The sequence below is a fragment of the Falsihalocynthiibacter sp. BN13B15 genome (genome assembly GCF_041205415.1).
GTDB classification, from domain to species: Bacteria; Pseudomonadota; Alphaproteobacteria; order Rhodobacterales; family Rhodobacteraceae; genus Falsihalocynthiibacter; species Falsihalocynthiibacter arcticus.
Window position 1 is genome coordinate 1 of sequence record NZ_JBGFCE010000066.1, and the last position, 773, is coordinate 773.

Sequence of the window (773 nt, forward strand, 5' to 3'; positions counted from 1 at the left end):
TGAAACCTCTGGTTGAACCAGAGGTTTCCGGTGTCTTGTTTTTCGCCGACCTTGCCACAAACGCCTATAGCTAAATGGGTTAGTTGACTATTTATTCAGCGAACACCGCGCCTCCGATTCCAAACGATCGGGGCTTTCCCTATCCAGAACTTGCCGAGTCAACCAATTTCCTCTTGAAAAAGCCCGGTCGTTTCGAATGGAAAGTGGCGTAAACGAGCACTTTGGACCGCACAAAAGCACGACAGGAAGCACTTCTACACCTTCTATTGAACTCGCGGTGAGCATCGTGGAAAAAATCTTTACGAAGTTCCAAGGGACACGCTACAAATAAAATAGCGAGTGCGTCGCTACGTTATTTTTAAAATTCAGTTTCGTTAAAAACATACACCTTGTGAGTTTCGCTCCTTTTTGTACCCGACTTTCATTTCCGATTTCATTTTGGAGCTCATAATGTCCCGTTTTCTCAAATCCCTCATTGTCGTCCCGGGCGTGGTGGTTTGTCTTGGTTCGTTTGCACATGCTGATGCCATTACAGAGTCGCGCGATGCGGCCTTGGCACAAACGTCAGTGTACCGAGTTGGCTACCCCGTGGAAGTTTCGATCAAATCTGGCAAGGGCCTTGGTAAGAACCAGTTTGCTGCCAATACCGAGGCTTCCAAACATTACGCGCTTGGTCGCCTCTCACATGAGCTCTCCTATGTTATGCCCGATTCACGCACTGTCTACATTGGTAACGATCAAAAAAATGGCGGCTTATTCCGCTTTGTCGCAGA

1 protein-coding gene is annotated in these 773 nt (G+C 47.6%); it reads left to right on the top strand.

Translation table 11 applies throughout. The annotated features are described in order from the left end of the window. Nucleotides 1–450: 450 nt before the first annotated feature. A partial coding sequence (locus tag AB9F26_RS22155; protein WP_369769118.1) for an alkaline phosphatase PhoX occupies nucleotides 451–773 on the top strand: 323 nt, incomplete at its 3' end.